Source organism: Aeromonas sp. FDAARGOS 1416 (assembly GCF_019048085.1).
Classification (GTDB): domain Bacteria; phylum Pseudomonadota; class Gammaproteobacteria; order Enterobacterales; family Aeromonadaceae; genus Aeromonas; species Aeromonas veronii.
In genome coordinates this window covers 3,553,848-3,568,038 of record NZ_CP077301.1, presented here as the reverse complement: position 1 = coordinate 3,568,038, position 14,191 = coordinate 3,553,848, and the positions used below count along the sequence as shown (strand labels likewise).

The following is a 14,191-nucleotide window of genomic DNA, read 5'->3' as shown; positions in this document are numbered from 1 at the left end:
GAATCGGCCGCAAGGCTGGTATCACGTTGGGGAGTTTGGTAATGGCGATAGCCTCCAGTGCCTACAAGAAAGCCCTCGAGGGCAGTCAGCAGCGCAAAGAAGTGCTGGTGAAAATTGATCGGGTAAGCAAGCAGTTCGACGAAACGCTGGCGGTCGATAACGTATCTCTCAATATTCACAAGGGGGAGATTTTCGCCCTGCTCGGCGGGTCCGGTTCCGGCAAATCGACCCTGCTGCGGATGCTGGCCGGTTTCGAGCGCCCGACCGAAGGGCGGCTGTTCCTCGATGGGGTCGACATCACCGACATGCCCCCCTATGAACGCCCCATCAACATGATGTTCCAGTCCTACGCCCTGTTCCCCCATATGACGGTGGCCCAGAACATCGCCTTTGGCCTCAAGCAGGATGGCCTGCCCAAGGCCGAGATCGATGCCCGGGTGGAGGAGATGCTCAAGCTGGTGCAGATGACCCAGTATGCCCGCCGCAAACCGCATCAGCTCTCCGGTGGCCAGCGTCAGCGGGTGGCGTTGGCTCGTTCCCTGGCCAAGCGTCCCAAGTTGCTGCTGCTGGATGAACCCATGGGGGCGCTCGACAAGAAGCTGCGTTCCAAGATGCAGCTGGAGCTGGTTGAGATCATCGAGCGGGTCGGGGTGACCTGCGTCATGGTGACCCACGATCAGGAAGAGGCCATGACCATGGCGGAGCGGATCGCCATCATGCACCTCGGCTGCATCGAGCAGATCGGCAGCCCGATGGATATCTACGAGACTCCGGCCAGTCGGCTGGTGTGCGAGTTCATCGGCAACGTCAACCTGTTTGACGGCCTGCTGGTGGAGGATGAGCAGGACCACGCCACCATCGCTTGCGCCGACTTGGAACAGCCCATCTATGTGGGCCACGGCATCAGCTCCCGCGCCGAGAACAAGAAGGTGACCTACGCCCTGCGGCCGGAAAAACTGCTGATGAGTCTGCAAAAACCGGAGGAGATCGAGCACCCGGACTTCAACTGGACCAAGGGTGAGGTCTATGACATCGCCTATCTGGGCGGTCACTCGGTTTATCACATCCAGCTGCCCTCGGGCAAAATCGTTCAGGCTTTCATCGCCAATGCCGAACGCCACGGCAAGCGGCCAACCTGGGATGACCAGGTGTTCCTCTACTGGGAAGATGACAGCGGCGTGGTGCTGCAATCATGAAGTTCTTGCAACGACTGAAGCGGGTCGGGGGGCGCCGACTGGTGATTGGCATCCCCTTCTTCTGGCTGTTCCTCTTCTTCCTGCTGCCCTTCGTCATCGTGGTGAAGATCAGTTTTGCGGAAGCGGATGTGGCGATCCCGCCCTACACCGATGTGGTGAGCTGGGCCGACAATCAGCTCACCATCCTGCTCAATATGGGCAACTACCTGCTGCTGCAGGAGGATGAGCTCTATATCGCGGCCTATCTGGGCTCCCTCAAGATGGCCTTCGTCAGCACCCTGCTCTGCCTGCTGATTGGCTATCCGATGGCCTACTCCATCGCTCGGGCTAACAAGGAGACCCAGACCGTTCTGCTGCTGCTGATCATGATGCCGACCTGGACCGCCATTCTGATCCGGGTCTACGCATGGATGGGGATCCTCAGCAACAATGGTCTGCTCAACAGCGTTTTGCTGGGGATCGGGGTGATCGACGAGCCGCTGCAGATCCTCAACACCAACCTGGCGGTCTATATCGGCATCGTTTACTCCTACCTGCCCTTCATGGTGCTGCCGCTCTACGCCAATCTGGTCAAACACGATCAGAGCCTGCTGGAGGCGGCCTCCGATCTGGGGGCCCGCAACCTGACCCGTTTCTGGCAGATCACGGTGCCGCTCTCCAAAAACGGCATTATCGCCGGCTGCATGCTGGTGTTTATTCCGGTGGTGGGGGAGTTCGTTATTCCGGAAATGCTGGGCGGCCCGGAGACCCTGATGATCGGCAAGGTGCTGTGGCAGGAGTTCTTCAACAACCGCGACTGGCCGGTGGCCTCTGCGCTGGCGGTAGTGATGCTGGCGGTGCTGATCATTCCGATCATCCTCTTCAACCGTAACCAGGCCAAAGAGCTGGAGGGCAAGGCATGATGAGACGTTTCGGTTTTGCCAAACTGATGCTCTGGCTGGGGCTGCTGTTTATCTACCTGCCCATGATCATCATGGTGATCTACTCCTTCAACGCCTCCAAGCTGGTGACGGTGTGGGGTGGCTGGTCGCTCAAGTGGTACTTCGGCCTGCTCGACAACAAGCAGCTGATTGGATCCGTGTTCCGCTCGCTGGAGATCGCCTTCTACACCGCGATCGCTGCAGTGGCGCTGGGGACGGTGGCGGCCTTCGTGCTGACCCGAATTCCTCACTTCCGTGGTCGCACCCTGTTCGGCGGCATGGTGACGGCGCCGCTGGTGATGCCCGAGGTGATCACCGGTCTGTCGCTGCTGCTGCTGTTCGTGGCGATGGCCCAGCTGGTGGGCTGGCCCGCCGAGCGGGGCATGCTGACCATCTGGATCGCCCACACTACCTTCTGTACCGCCTATGTGGCGATCGTGGTGTCGGCGCGCTTGCGGGAGCTGGATCTCTCCATCGAGGAGGCGGCGATGGATCTTGGCGCCAAGCCGTGGAAGGTGTTCTTCCTGATTACCATCCCGATGATCGCCCCCTCGCTGGCGGCAGGCGGCATGATGTCGTTCGCCCTGTCGCTGGATGATCTGGTGCTGGCGAGCTTCGTCTCCGGCCCGGGCTCCACCACCCTGCCGATGGAGGTCTTCTCGGCGGTGCGGCTCGGGGTGAAACCCGAGATAAACGCGGTGGCCAGCCTGATCCTGTTGTCGGTATCGCTCTTTACCTTCGGCAGCTGGTATCTGATGGCCAGGGCGGAGAAGCGCCGTCGCGCCGAGATAGCCATGACCACCCAGATGCAGGCCGTGGTCTGACGCCATGATAAGATCCGCCTACTCTCGTCAACCTGGAGGATGAGTATGCGGATCTCCCTTTTTAGCGGTCGTGGCACCGAGCTGGTGCCCGGCCTCACCAGCGCCATTCACAAGCAACCGATCTCTGCACCAGTTCGCTGTACTTTTGCCGGTCTGGAAGGAGATGAACAGTGTGACCAGCGCCACCACGGTGGCCCGGATCGGGCGCTCCACTACTATCCTGCCGATCACTATCTCTGGTGGCAGACCTGGCAAACCGCGCTGGGCTTGCCTGCGCCACGCACACCCTGGCAACCTGCCGCCTTTGGCGAGAATCTCTCCGGTCTCGGGCTGACCGAGGTGCAAGCCTGCATTGGCGATGTCTATCGACTCGGCGAGGCGCTGATCCAGATAAGTCAGCCAAGATCCCCCTGCTTCAAGCTCAACCAGCGCTTTGGCTATGGCCAGATGTCGCAGGTGATGCAGCTGAATGGCCGTTGTGGCTGGCTGCTGCGGGTACTGGAGGAGGGCATGATCGCGCCTGACACGGCCATGGAGCTGGTAGACAGACCCTATCCCGAACTGACGGTGAAGCGCACGGCGGATATCCTGTTCAATCAGGTGCGCAATGAAGCGGATCTGCTGATGCTGCTGGAGAATCCTGCTCTCTCCCCCAACTGGCGCCAGCATGCAGCCGACTGGCTGGAGCATGGCACTGTGGCTGACTGGCAGCGCCGTCTGCTGGGGCCGGCATCCCTGCGCCTGGCCTGACGGCCGGTTGCCGGAATGTCACCAGCTGGCTGCAACTCGGTAAACGGATGAAAAGAGTGCTGAATAGTTGAGCGAACGGCACTTTTTTTCCTGCCAAATGCAAAAAAGGCTTGTGTCGGGTCTGGGCTTTCGGTAAATTCCCGTCCCGCAGACATCGGTGTGTAGCGCAGCTTGGTAGCGCACTTCGTTCGGGACGAAGGGGTCGGAGGTTCGAATCCTCTCACACCGACCAAATTTGAAAAGGCCGCTCAATAGAGCGGCCTTTTTGCATTTATCCTTCCTGTTTTCCCGATTTTCTTTAGCTGCTGACCTGTTACCTGGCCAAGTGATCTGACTTGATGTATGCAGGGTCGAAGCAAGCCCATAGACATTAAAAGGGCCACCGCTCGGTGGCCCATCGGTGGAGTCTGATCCTGACTCCGGCACTCTAGATTGTGGCAATCTCGTTATGGGTCTTGTCTATGGTGCCCTCCTTGCGCGCCAGGCGCTTACTCAGATATGCCAGTGCTGATGCCGCAAAGCCTTGAAACTGTGTTGAGGCAGCAAGGCCGCGTGCTTGGGGTACTCACTAATGAAATGTTCTATTCCCTCCATCAGTTGTGCACGTAATGAAATCACGGGCTCATGCCAGGCTTGCAGGCATAGATGGCCGGGGATCAACTGCTCCTGATAATCTTCCAGCAGCTGTTCTGGCCAGGGTTCAATACCGGAATTGCGTTGCAGCAAATAGTGGGCGGCGGGTTCACGGGCATAAATGAACTGAATTTGGGCCAGATCGCGTTGGCATAGCGTTTGACTGTTGATGTGACAGGTCAAATATTTTCCCGTTTTCAGATCCAGAAAGTGACCGCGTTGCCGACAGGGTACGATGCGATACCAAGGCAGGGGTGAGGAGAGAGAATACCCCTCAAGCTCCTGTTCCAACCAGTGGCGACACTCGGGGGTCTGCACCTCGTCGAGCATGGACTCGAGCTGTGTCAACAAGGCTCTGGATGGTTTGATGGCCAGTTTCGCACTCATCGCCTGCAATCCTCCCTCTGCACACAATCCCGACTATCAGTATGGACCTTGTTCGGCCAGAGGGGGTAAGGAATCTAATGATTAAAAGTGGATTAGCCGCATGGTTTTTATGCACTAACTTGGTTCAACCCACCAGATAGGTGCCGGTGCCGAAGGCGATGTGGGTGCCCTCTTCGTTGTGCAGTTCCATCCGGGCGACGGCCACCTTGCTGCCAGCCCGGATGATGTGGGCGGTGGCGATAAACTCGTTGCCGCGCCCCGGGCGCAGGTAATCCACCCGCAGATCTATGGTGCCGAGGCGGGCGAAGCGCTCCTTGAGATAACTGGGGGAGAACTCCTCCAGCTCGTCGATGCAGGAAGCGGCGACGATCATGCCACCCGCTACATCCAGCAGCGTGGCGGTGACGCCGCCGTGCAGGATGTTGTGGAAGGGGTTGCCGATCAGCTTGTCGTCCATCTTGATGCGCAGTTCCACCTTGTCGAAGTCGTAGTGGGTCACCTGCATGCCGATCAGCTTGTTGAACGGCATCTTCTCGGCAAACAGGTTGGCAATGCCACTGAGCGCCATCTTCTTGAGCATCTGTTTCATTCTCTGATCCCAATCCTTGTCATCAAAGCCGAGTAAAAACTCCAGCCAGTCTGCAACAGTTCCTTAACAGTCGCAATGGCAGGTTTATTGTGGGCGGCGGCTGCTTTAGAATGGCGACCCCAAAGGAGAGCCCATGACCGCGATTGCCGAAACCCTGCCAGATCCTCAGCCAGAGAGTCCGCTTGCCCTGCTGCAGGCGGTCTTCGGCTATCAGCAGTTTCGGCCGGGTCAGCTCGAAATCATCGAGCAGATCGTCGCGGGGCGCGATGCGCTGGTGCTCAAGCCCACCGGTGGTGGCAAGTCGCTCTGCTACCAGATCCCGGCACTGCTGCGGCCCGGGCTCGGGGTGGTGGTCTCTCCCCTTATTTCGCTGATGAAGGATCAGGTCGACAGCCTGCGCGCCAACGGTGTAGCGGCGGTCTACATCAACTCGGCCCTCAGTCGGGAGGAGATGATCCAGAACCTCGCCGCCATGCGTCGCGGCGAGATCAAGCTGGTCTATGTCTCCCCCGAGCGACTGTTACAGCACGAGTTTATGGATCGGCTGGCCGAGCTGCCGCTCGGGCTGTTCGCCATCGATGAGGCGCACTGTGTCTCCCAGTGGGGCCACGATTTCCGGCCTGAGTATGCGGCGCTGGGGCGACTCAAGCAGTGGTTCCCGCAGGTGCCGGTGGTAGCGCTTACGGCCACCGCCGATGAGGCGACCCGCAGCGACATGCTGCACCGCCTAGAGCTGAACGATCCCTTCATCCACACAGCCAGCTTCGATCGCCCCAATATCCGCTACAGCCTGGTGGAGAAGTTCAAGGCGGCGGAGCAGTTGCTGCGCTACGTGCAGAGCCAGAAGGGCAACTGCGGCATCGTCTACTGCTCCAGTCGAAACCGGGTGGAGGAGGTGGCCGAGCGGTTATCTCGCCACGGCTGCAAGGCCGCGCCCTATCATGCGGGGCTGCCGCTCGAGCAGCGCCAGCAGACGCAGGATGCCTTCCTCAAGGACGACATCGAGATAGTGGTGGCGACGGTGGCGTTCGGTATGGGCATCGACAAACCCAATGTGCGCTTCGTGGTGCACTACGACATCCCGAAGAACATCGAATCCTATTATCAGGAGACCGGTCGCGCTGGGCGCGATGGCACTCCCGCCGAGGCGCTGCTGCTCTACGATCCCGCCGACATCGGCCGAGTGCGCCGCCTGCTCGACAACATCGAGAACCCGCAGCAGTTGCAGGTGGAGCAGTACAAGCTCAACGTGATGACAGCCTTTGCCGAGGCGCAGACCTGTCGCCGCCAGGTGCTGCTCAACTACTTTGGCGAGTACAACGACAAGCCGTGCGGCAACTGCGATATCTGTCTCGATCCGCCCAAGAGCTATGACGGCACTGAAGATGCCCAGAAGGCGCTCTCCTGCGTCTGGCGGGTGGGCCAGAATTTCGGGGTGGGTTATGTGGTGGAGGTGCTGCGCGGGTCGCTGAACCAGCGCATCAAGGATCATGGCCACGATAAGCTGTCGACCTACGGCATCGGCAAGGATCAGAGCCACGAATACTGGATGAGCGTGATCCGCCAGCTGATCCACAAGGGGCTGCTGACCCAGAACATCACTCGCAATCTGGTGCTGCAGCTGACTGAAGCGGCCCGCCCAGTACTGCGTGGCGAGGTGAAGCTGGAACTGGCGGTACCCCGCCTGCAGCCTATCTCCAGCCGCAAGGAGAAGCGCAATGGCCTGCTCGACAACGCCAACTACGACAAACGGCTGTTCAAGGAGTTGCGCGGCCTGCGCAAGCAGATTGCCGAGGACGAAGAGGTGCCGCCCTACGTGGTGTTCAACGATGCGACCCTGGTAGAGATGGCTCAGCTGATGCCGATGACCGAAGACGAGATGCTGGCCATCAACGGTGTCGGGCACCGCAAGCTGGAGCGCTTTGGCGAAGCCTTTATGGATCTGATCATCGACTACTGCCGTCGTTAGGGTCGATTAGGCAGCCTAATCGACCACGGTAAGCGCGGCTCGGAAGAACCTGGGGTCAGACGCGAGGTTATTTCAGGCTGGCGTAGAAGGCGGCCAGATTGTCGATATCCGCATCGGTCAGCGGCGCCATGAAGGGGTCCATCAAGGGCTCTTTGCGAGTGCCATCCTTGAACGCTTTCAACTGTTTCACCAGATAGGCGGCATTCTGACCCGCCAGATGGGGATAGTTGGGGATCATCGCCTTGCCTTCCACGCCGTGACAGGCGGCACAGACCGCCGCTTTGGCTTTGCCGGCTTCAATATCGGCAGCCTTGGCCTGATGACCCCACGCCAGTGCCAGCAAGGGCAGGGCATATACCCATTTTTGCATCTTCTTCTCCTTGAATTGAAAAATGATGGTTGCCAGTGAGCACAAGCATGGCTGACGGCAGTATAAAGAGTGACACGAGCATACGCAGGGACGAATGGCACAACCATGAAGTTGATCAACACTTTTGCGACCGAGTTGCCCTGGGCCTGTGAACCCGTGGTCCCCCAGCCGCTGCAGCAGCCCCGGTTGCTTCATCTCAACCGGGCTTTGCTGGATGAGTTGGGGCTGGGAGGCGTCAGCAAGGCTGACTGGATCGCCTGTTGTGGCGAGGGAAAAGTGCTGCCAGGCATGCAGCCGGTAGCGCAGGTCTATGCGGGCCATCAGTTCGGGGGTTATAGCCCGCGGCTTGGAGATGGTCGCGCGCTGCTGCTGGGTGAGCAGCTGGCGCCGGATGGGCAGCGCTGGGATCTGCACCTGAAGGGGGCGGGTAAAACCCCGTTCTCCCGTTTTGGTGACGGCCGCGCCGTGCTGCGCTCCAGCATTCGCGAATATCTTGCCTCCGAGGCGCTCCATGCTCTCGGCATCCCGACCACCCGTGCGCTGGTATTGGTGGGGAGTCAGGAGCCCGTTTATCGCGAGCAGGTTGAGACAGGGGCGACTGTGCTGCGCACCGCCCCCAGCCATCTGCGCTTCGGTCATATCGAGTATTTCGCCTGGAGCGGGCAGGGGGAGAAGATCCCGCCGCTCATCGACTATCTGCTGCGCCACCACTTCCCAGAACTGGAGAGTGGTGCCGAACTGTTTGCCGAGGTAGTGCGCCGCACCGCGCGGTTGATTGCCAAATGGCAGGCGGCGGGCTTCTGTCACGGGGTGATGAACACCGACAACATGTCGCTGCTCGGCCTGACGCTGGATTACGGCCCCTACGGCTTTATCGATGCCTATGTGCCGGACTTTGTCTGCAACCACTCGGATCCGGCGGGCCGTTACGCGCTGGATCAGCAGCCCGCGGTCGGTTACTGGAATCTGCAAAAGCTGGCGCAGGCGCTGGCTGGCCATGTAGACGGTGATGCGCTGGCTGCAGCGTTGGCTCAGTACGAGCAGCAGCTGATGTTGCACTACTCCGAGTTGATGCGGGCCAAGCTCGGACTGGCAGTGTGGGAGGAGAATGACCCGGCGCTGTTCCGCGAGCTGTTCCGGTTGCTGGCGGCTAACAAAGTGGATTACCACCTGTTCCTGCGCCGTCTCGGTGAGGTGACGCAAGAGGGGGCGTGGCCTGCGTCTCTGCTGGCCCTGTTGTCTGGACCAGGTGTTTGGCAGGCGTGGCTGGAGCGCTATCGGGCGCGGCTAATGCGCGAAGGCAGCGAGGATGTCGTGCGCAAGGCGCAGATGGATGCCATCAATCCCAAGTATGTGCTGCGCAATGCGCTGGCCCAGCAGGTGATAGACGCCGCCGACGCAGGGGATATGCAGCCGTTCGAGCGGCTGTTCGCCGCCTTGCAGCGCCCCTTTGATGAACAACCCGAATATGAGGATCTCGCCACCCCGACTCCGGCATGGTATTGCGGTGGTGAGCTCTCCTGCAGTAGCTGAGAGACAGGGAATGAGTTGGCAAATCAAACAGGTAGATAGCAAAGCTGGCGTGGTGACGCTGGATTGTCCGGCACTCGACTGGGACACTTTTCCGCTGTTGGCGCAGGCCTTGCTGCGAGAGTGGGAGCTGCAGCCGCTCGAGCAGGATGCGGGGGCCGACCGCCATAGCTGGTTGCTGGTGTTTGAAGGGAGCCAGTTTCGGCTGGAGTACGAACACTACAGCGGCTGCTGGCTGGAGGCGGTGCGCCCGGCGGATCGGGAGGCGCTGCTCTGGCTCGCCAGACAGCACAAGGTGTGACTATCGCCCACAAGGCCTGTTCTGCCGCTGGCCAACTTGGATGAGCCTAATCGCATAAAGATTGAACTATCGGTTTGGGGGCGTATAATCTCGCCCCTCGATTATCGCCAATGGTGGCGATATGGGTTCCCTAACCCCATTAACCAAAAAGGTCACAAGATGAATCTGGCCCCCGCGCAGTACCAAACGGCGCTCGTTCGCCTATCGTTGTTCCACATTCTGATCATTGCCAGCAGCAACTATCTGGTGCAGCTGCCGATCACCGTGTTTGGCTTCCATACCACCTGGGGTGCGTTCAGCTTCCCGTTTATCTTCCTGGCGACCGACCTGACGGTGCGGATCTTCGGTGCTGGTCTGGCACGCAAGATTATCCAGACCGTGATGCTGCCAGCGCTGGCGGTCTCCTATGCGCTCTCCGTGCTCTTCTTTGAAGGGAGCTTCCAGGGCGTTGGTCATCTGGCCGAATTCAACCTGTTCGTGGCGCGTATCGCGCTGGCCAGCTTTATGGCCTATCTGGTAGGGCAGTTCATGGATGTGGTGGTGTTCAACCGCCTGCGTCTGCTCAAGCAGTGGTGGATTGCGCCAGCGGCCTCCACCCTGTTCGGTAATCTGGTTGATACCATCGCTTTCTTCAGTGTGGCCTTCTGGCGCACCACAGATCCTTTCATGGCAGAGCACTGGGTCGAGATCGCAACCGTCGATTACGTATTCAAGTTGCTGATAAGCCTTGGTTTGTTCGTGCCGCTCTACGGTGTCTTGTTGCGCTACCTCAGCCGCAAGCTGGTGGGCGAGGCCGGATTATCCAGCCTGCAAACGGCCACCCGGCAAGCCTGACCAGATTGACCACCCTTCGCGGTGGTCAATTTTTTGCACTTTCTGCAAATAGCGCTTGCCTAGTTAAATGAGAATGATTATTGTTAACTTGTTTTCCGGGAAAGACTTCATTCGTTCCAACGTGATGGACTTCTTGTGAAGGCACGACATTGCTCACATTGCTTCCAGTTAAGGGCCAGTTTATCTGGCCCTCTTTTTTTGTCATTTTTCAGCAAGTTGCAGGCATAAAAAACGGGAGCCAAGGCTCCCGTCGTCACGCTGTCTGTGGCTTACTCGATATCGAGTGCCTCGGGGGAGAGGATCACCCCTGTGGTATCGGCGTAGAGGTGGTCGTCAGGCAGGAAGGTCACGCCACCGAAGTTGACCGGCAGATCGGTCTCCCCTACATCCTTGCTGTCGGCACCGACCGGAATGGCTGCCAGTGCCTGAATACCGATATCCAGATCTTCAAGAATATCGACTTCGCGGACGCAGCCGTAGCAGACAATCCCTTCCCAATCGTTCTCGGCCGCCGTGGTGGCGATGTCGCTGTCGATCAGAGCTCGGCGCATGGAGCCACCGCCATCGATCAGCAAGACGCGTCCAAGTCCGTTCTCTTTGACGAGTTCACGGATAAGACCATTCGATTCGAAGCATTTGACGGTGGTGATGACGCCGCCGAAAGAGGCGCGGCCGCCGAAGGAGCAGAGCATGGGTTCAAGCACATCCACCATGTCCTGATAGATGTCGCACAGTTCAGAAGTATTGTATTCCATAGTGTCAAATCCACGGCTGGAAACAGGTGCAACCAGTATAAGGAGTGGGTGTGGCATTTCAATGAATATTCCTTGCACAGATCACCTGTCGCCGCTTTTCTGCATAAGCTCAATGCAGTTCACTACCAGTTTGCGAGAGGTCCATCGTGCTTATCCGTCATAAGTTGATCCTGAATACCGTGCTGGTTGCCGTTGCCATGCTGGTACTGAGCGGCCTGTTTATCTACTCCAGCCAGGTGCACCGTCACCTGACCGAAGCCCAGCGCAATATCGACCAGCTGGAGATCGCCATGCTCAACCTGCGGCGGGCCGAGAAGGATTTTCTGATCCGCAAGGATATGACCTTCGTCGAGCGCTTCAATCAGGGGCTCTCTGACTTTCACCAGCACAACCGGGAGCTGGTGACCGATGACAATCTGGCGGCTGTCGAGGGGGAGCTGACCAGACTGGATCAGCAGATCAGCGGCTATGGCAAAGCCTTCAACGATCTGGTGGCCCAGCAGCAGAAGATTGGTCTGGGACCGGAGGAGGGGCTCTATGGCAAGCTGCGGGCGGCGGTGCATGAGGTGGAGAATGGGCTCAAGCAGCTGGATCAGCAGGTGTTGCTCATCACCATGTTGCAGCTGAGACGGGCGGAGAAAGACTTCATGCTGCGCTCCGATATCCAGTATCTGGAGCGTTTCGAGACCTTGCACAAGAGTTTTCAGGATAGTCTTGCCACTTTGCCGGAGGCGGATCGCGGCAAGCTGGAGCAGGCCAGCAAGCAGTACCGGCAGGACTTTGTGGCGCTGGTGCAGGGGATGCAGGTACTGGGACTGAAAGAGGATGAGGGGCTGCGCAACCAGATGCGGGATCTGGTGCATCAGACCGAACAGGGGTTTGCTGCCGTCGATCAGCACATTGTCGCTGAACTGGAGCGGCAGAGCGCTCGCCTCAACAGCCTGATGCTGGTCTGTGGCGGGGTGATTGTGGTGCTGATCGGCATCATGAGCGTGTTGCTGGGGCGCAGCATCGACCGTCCCATTACTCAAGTGAATGATACCGTCAACCGCATTCGTAAGGATAATGACCTGCGCCTGAAGATAGATCTGCGCGGGGCAGATGAAATGGCCCAGCTGGCAGGCAATCTCGACGTGATGCTGGGCGGGTTTCGCGATCTGATCGGCGATGTGAAGCAGAGCGTGCACACCCTGACCGAAGCGGCGGATCACCTCTCGGCCAACGTCAAGCGCACCAGTGAAGGGGCGGCGCGCCAGCTGCAGGAGACCGACATGGTGGCGACCGCTTCCACCGAGATGGGCTCCACCATCGAAGAGATCGCCCGCAACACCGAGCAGGCGGCCAACAATGCGCAGGCGACCAACAACAAGGCGATGGAAGGGCGGACTGCGGTCGAGAATACTGTCGAGCAGATCCGCTCGCTGGCGGGCAATCTGGAGAGCTCATCCCGCGAGGTGAGCCAGCTGCAAAAAGAGAGCGAGACCATCGGCTCCGTGCTTGACGTGATCCGTGGTATTGCCGAGCAGACCAACCTGCTGGCCCTCAACGCAGCCATCGAAGCAGCTCGGGCAGGGGATCAGGGACGTGGTTTTGCGGTGGTGGCCGATGAGGTGCGCAATCTGGCCATCCGTACCCAGAAATCGACCCAGGAGATCGCCGGCATCATCAGCTCGCTGCAGAAACAGACCGGCAGCATCGTCGAGGTGATGGCAACCTGCCGCGAGCAGGGCAACCGCAGCTCGGATCAGGCCAGTACAGCAGGGGAGTTGCTGGGGCAGATCACTCAGGATGTTACCAACATCATGGACATGAGCACCCAGATTGCCGCCGCCATCGAACAGCAGAGTCTGGTGGCCAACGAGGTGAACCGCAACGTCAACAACATCCGTGACATCGCCCAGGAGTCGAGCATCATGGCGGAGGAAAATGCGAGATCCAGCGAGGGTCTCAACGAGCAGGCCCAGCTGCTCAACAAGGCGGTGGCAAAATATCGGGTTTAGTGAGCGGACTGGCATCCTTGTGAGGTTTTTGCACCAGAGTGGCAATGATTTGATCGTAATGGCTGTTATTGGGGAAATTCGCTCATATAATCGCCGCCACTATGATGATTCGGAAGGATTCGATGGCAAAGTTGTTGGTGGCCGTCTTCGGGCTGCTCTGTTCCTGTCTGGTGTTGGCAGGTTCGGCGCCTCAGGCTACCCCACTCAAGCCCGGTATGGAGCCGCTACTCAGCTGGTTCAACGGGGCCTTTACGAGCCGGGAGCAGGCCAGTTACGACAGCCGCTTTACCAGTGCCGAGCTGCGCCTGATGGAGATCTGGCCTGGCTATCAGGGCTATCGCTGGGTCTATGCCGAGCAGTACCTGAGTCTGCGCTCCGTCCGTCCCTTCCGCCAGCGCATCTATCGCTTCTCCCCCGCCCCTGACGGGCGGATCCTGATGGCAGAGCTGACCATGCCCCGTGCCACCGATTTTGCCGGTGCCTGGCATGATCCCGCCCTGCTCGACAGTCTGACCCCGCAGCAGCTCTCCTTGCGCCACGGATGCGAGATCTGGTTGACCCGTACCCCCTCCGGCGAATATGCCGGTCACACCCGGGTGGGCCACTGCTCCACCGATTTTGGTGGTGCCACGACGCTGGTGCAGCATATTTGGATTGGCCCCGACAGCGTCAGACTGCTGGATCGCGCCTATGACAACGCAGGGAGCCCGCGCTGGGGTAGCCCGGGTGAGGGGTATGTCTATTTGCGTCGTTCCAAAGGGTTTGGCCAGTAGGGGAGAGTGCGTCTGGCTGCGGGAACATGAAGGATGAAAAACAGGGATCGTAAAAAAGGCGCCCGATGGGCGCCTTTTTCAGAATTCTTCAGAAGTAAAATTACTTCTTGGTGGTCATCGCACCGAAACGCTTGTTGAACTTGTCTACGCGGCCGCCGCTAGAAACTTCTTTCTGCTTGCCGGTGTAGAACGGGTGGCACTCGGAGCACACGTCCAGGTTCAGATCTTTACCGATGGTAGAGAAAGTGTTGATGACGTTACCGCAAGAGCACTTGGCGGTGATGGCTACGTAGTCAGGATGGATACCAGCTTTCATGGACAACCTCAATTAATAGGCCGTGTCGCCATCCGATCTCTTGT

15 protein-coding genes and 1 tRNA gene are annotated in these 14,191 nt (G+C 59.1%); 11 read left to right on the top strand and 5 right to left on the bottom strand.

Translation table 11 applies throughout. From position 1 onward, the window contains the following. The first annotated feature begins 41 nt into the window (after nt 1–41). The 5 genes from potA to I6L46_RS16185 all read left to right on the top strand — a co-directional run bounded on the left by potA (nt 42) and on the right by I6L46_RS16185 (nt 3,922). The gene (gene potA, locus I6L46_RS16205) at nt 42–1,196 is read left to right on the top strand and encodes a polyamine ABC transporter ATP-binding protein (protein ID WP_005340704.1); all 1,155 of its coding nucleotides are present in this window, start codon (nt 42–44) and stop codon (nt 1,194–1,196) included. Next, a complete protein-coding gene (locus I6L46_RS16200; protein ID WP_005340703.1) occupies nt 1,193–2,098 on the top strand; it encodes an ABC transporter permease subunit in 906 nt (301 codons plus the stop codon). The genes potA and I6L46_RS16200 overlap by 4 nt, the downstream gene beginning before the upstream one ends. Further along, nucleotides 2,098–2,940 (top strand): ABC transporter permease subunit, encoded by an 843-nt coding sequence (locus I6L46_RS16195; RefSeq protein ID WP_031227712.1) that lies wholly within the window; start codon nt 2,098–2,100, stop codon nt 2,938–2,940. Before I6L46_RS16200 ends, I6L46_RS16195 begins: the two co-directional genes overlap by 1 nt. A 45-nt stretch (nt 2,941–2,985) precedes the next feature. Beyond that, nucleotides 2,986–3,690, top strand: a complete 705-nt coding sequence (locus I6L46_RS16190; protein WP_216949967.1) for an MOSC domain-containing protein — start codon at nt 2,986–2,988, stop codon at nt 3,688–3,690. Nucleotides 3,691–3,845: 155 nt separating this feature from the next. Further along, nucleotides 3,846–3,922, top strand: a tRNA-Pro gene (locus tag I6L46_RS16185). Between the two features lie 260 nt (nt 3,923–4,182). Here the strand turns inward: I6L46_RS16185 and I6L46_RS16180 are convergent. Together I6L46_RS16180 and I6L46_RS16175 are read right to left on the bottom strand one after the other, a co-directional pair. Continuing rightward, nucleotides 4,183–4,710: a hypothetical protein gene (locus I6L46_RS16180; protein ID WP_005356927.1), complete on the bottom strand. Its 528-nt coding sequence runs from the start codon at nt 4,708–4,710 to the stop codon at nt 4,183–4,185. 124 nt (nt 4,711–4,834) lie between these two features. Further along, complete coding sequence (locus I6L46_RS16175; RefSeq protein WP_042054246.1) at nt 4,835–5,299, bottom strand: thioesterase family protein; 465 nt, start codon at nt 5,297–5,299, stop codon at nt 4,835–4,837. Between the two features lie 133 nt (nt 5,300–5,432). Here I6L46_RS16175 and recQ point away from each other — a divergent pair, with 133 nt between their 5' ends. Next, nucleotides 5,433–7,268: an ATP-dependent DNA helicase RecQ gene (recQ, locus tag I6L46_RS16170; RefSeq protein ID WP_216976335.1), complete on the top strand. Its 1,836-nt coding sequence runs from the start codon at nt 5,433–5,435 to the stop codon at nt 7,266–7,268. Nucleotides 7,269–7,335: 67 nt separating this feature from the next. Here the strand turns inward: recQ and I6L46_RS16165 are convergent, their stop codons facing one another. After that, the gene (locus I6L46_RS16165) at nt 7,336–7,638 is read right to left on the bottom strand and encodes a cytochrome c (RefSeq protein WP_005340687.1); all 303 of its coding nucleotides are present in this window, start codon (nt 7,636–7,638) and stop codon (nt 7,336–7,338) included. Nucleotides 7,639–7,743: 105 nt separating this feature from the next. On the opposite strand from I6L46_RS16165, the gene I6L46_RS16160 reads away from it, so the two are divergent. From I6L46_RS16160 to I6L46_RS16150, 3 genes are all read left to right on the top strand, one after another. Further along, the gene (locus tag I6L46_RS16160; RefSeq protein ID WP_216976333.1) at nt 7,744–9,171 is read left to right on the top strand and encodes a YdiU family protein; all 1,428 of its coding nucleotides are present in this window, start codon (nt 7,744–7,746) and stop codon (nt 9,169–9,171) included. A 10-nt stretch (nt 9,172–9,181) separates the two neighbouring features. Beyond that, a complete protein-coding gene (locus I6L46_RS16155) occupies nt 9,182–9,469 on the top strand; it encodes a DUF3630 family protein (protein WP_216976331.1) in 288 nt (95 codons plus the stop codon). A gap of 159 nt (nt 9,470–9,628) precedes the next feature. Further along, nucleotides 9,629–10,303 carry a 7-cyano-7-deazaguanine/7-aminomethyl-7-deazaguanine transporter gene (locus I6L46_RS16150; protein WP_216976329.1) on the top strand — a complete coding sequence of 225 codons (675 nt, stop codon included), beginning with the start codon at nt 9,629–9,631 and terminating at the stop codon, nt 10,301–10,303. 269 nt (nt 10,304–10,572) lie between these two features. On the opposite strand, the gene rraA is transcribed toward I6L46_RS16150, so the two are convergent. Beyond that, nucleotides 10,573–11,058, bottom strand: coding sequence for a ribonuclease E activity regulator RraA (gene rraA, locus I6L46_RS16145; protein ID WP_005340678.1), 486 nt, complete (start codon nt 11,056–11,058; stop codon nt 10,573–10,575). Between the two features lie 146 nt (nt 11,059–11,204). On the opposite strand from rraA, the gene I6L46_RS16140 reads away from it, so the two are divergent. After that, the gene (locus tag I6L46_RS16140; protein ID WP_216976328.1) at nt 11,205–13,058 is read left to right on the top strand and encodes a methyl-accepting chemotaxis protein; all 1,854 of its coding nucleotides are present in this window, start codon (nt 11,205–11,207) and stop codon (nt 13,056–13,058) included. Nucleotides 13,059–13,180: 122 nt separating this feature from the next. After that, the gene (locus tag I6L46_RS16135) at nt 13,181–13,831 is read left to right on the top strand and encodes a chromophore lyase CpcT/CpeT (protein WP_005340675.1); all 651 of its coding nucleotides are present in this window, start codon (nt 13,181–13,183) and stop codon (nt 13,829–13,831) included. 100 nt (nt 13,832–13,931) lie between these two features. Here I6L46_RS16135 and rpmE read toward each other — a convergent pair whose 3' ends face one another. Continuing rightward, nucleotides 13,932–14,147 (bottom strand): 50S ribosomal protein L31, encoded by a 216-nt coding sequence (rpmE, locus tag I6L46_RS16130; protein ID WP_005340673.1) that lies wholly within the window; start codon nt 14,145–14,147, stop codon nt 13,932–13,934. Nucleotides 14,148–14,191 lie beyond the last annotated feature (44 nt).

What these genes read in the sequence shown, in the direction of transcription:
- potA (WP_005340704.1), top strand. Translation starts at nt 42, where the DNA reads ATGGCGATAGCCTCCAGTGCCTACAAGAAAGCCCTCGAGGGCAGTCAG.
- I6L46_RS16200 (WP_005340703.1), top strand. Translation starts at nt 1,193, where the DNA reads ATGAAGTTCTTGCAACGACTGAAGCGGGTCGGGGGGCGCCGACTGGTG.
- I6L46_RS16195 (WP_031227712.1), top strand. Translation starts at nt 2,098, where the DNA reads ATGAGACGTTTCGGTTTTGCCAAACTGATGCTCTGGCTGGGGCTGCTG.
- I6L46_RS16190 (WP_216949967.1), top strand. Translation starts at nt 2,986, where the DNA reads ATGCGGATCTCCCTTTTTAGCGGTCGTGGCACCGAGCTGGTGCCCGGC.
- I6L46_RS16180 (WP_005356927.1), bottom strand. Translation starts at nt 4,710, where the DNA reads ATGAGTGCGAAACTGGCCATCAAACCATCCAGAGCCTTGTTGACACAG.
- I6L46_RS16175 (WP_042054246.1), bottom strand. Translation starts at nt 5,299, where the DNA reads ATGAAACAGATGCTCAAGAAGATGGCGCTCAGTGGCATTGCCAACCTG.
- recQ (WP_216976335.1), top strand. Translation starts at nt 5,433, where the DNA reads ATGACCGCGATTGCCGAAACCCTGCCAGATCCTCAGCCAGAGAGTCCG.
- I6L46_RS16165 (WP_005340687.1), bottom strand. Translation starts at nt 7,638, where the DNA reads ATGCAAAAATGGGTATATGCCCTGCCCTTGCTGGCACTGGCGTGGGGT.
- I6L46_RS16160 (WP_216976333.1), top strand. Translation starts at nt 7,744, where the DNA reads ATGAAGTTGATCAACACTTTTGCGACCGAGTTGCCCTGGGCCTGTGAA.
- I6L46_RS16155 (WP_216976331.1), top strand. Translation starts at nt 9,182, where the DNA reads ATGAGTTGGCAAATCAAACAGGTAGATAGCAAAGCTGGCGTGGTGACG.
- I6L46_RS16150 (WP_216976329.1), top strand. Translation starts at nt 9,629, where the DNA reads ATGAATCTGGCCCCCGCGCAGTACCAAACGGCGCTCGTTCGCCTATCG.
- rraA (WP_005340678.1), bottom strand. Translation starts at nt 11,058, where the DNA reads ATGGAATACAATACTTCTGAACTGTGCGACATCTATCAGGACATGGTG.
- I6L46_RS16135 (WP_005340675.1), top strand. Translation starts at nt 13,181, where the DNA reads ATGGCAAAGTTGTTGGTGGCCGTCTTCGGGCTGCTCTGTTCCTGTCTG.
- rpmE (WP_005340673.1), bottom strand. Translation starts at nt 14,147, where the DNA reads ATGAAAGCTGGTATCCATCCTGACTACGTAGCCATCACCGCCAAGTGC.